Origin of the sequence: Anaerococcus tetradius ATCC 35098 (assembly GCF_000159095.1) — a bacterium.
Lineage (GTDB): Bacteria > Bacillota > Clostridia > Tissierellales > Peptoniphilaceae > Anaerococcus > Anaerococcus tetradius.
This window is the reverse complement of record NZ_GG666373.1, coordinates 1-316: the sequence shown is the minus strand read 5'-3', so window position 1 is coordinate 316 and position 316 is coordinate 1. Positions and strand designations below refer to the sequence as shown.

1 tRNA gene is annotated in these 316 nt (G+C 37.0%); it reads left to right on the top strand.

Features of this window, described 5'->3' with window-relative positions:
* Nucleotides 1-232: 232 nt before the first annotated feature.
* A tRNA-Ala gene (locus HMPREF0077_RS10240) sits at nt 233-308 on the top strand.
* The last annotated feature ends 8 nt before the right edge of the window (nt 309-316 follow it).

The window sequence follows — 316 nt, the reverse complement described above, 5'->3', positions numbered from 1 at the left end:
GGTCGTTGATATTAAAAATTAAGGCATAAAAACATAACAACTAAACAAAAATTGACTATTACATTATATACATGGGGGTATAGTGACGATCCTAACACGATAAGCGAATGAAATGAGCGAATCGATGTAGGTCGGGATACTTTTTACGAAGTAAAAAGTACTCAGGAACTGAGCCTTAAAACGAAGAAGGTCACTAAAACCTAAACAAGTTTAATTATAATATAATATACATGGGGATATAGCTCAGCTGGGAGAGCACCTGCCTTGCACGCAGGGGGTCAAGAGTTCGAATCTCTTTATCTCCACCATAAACAAG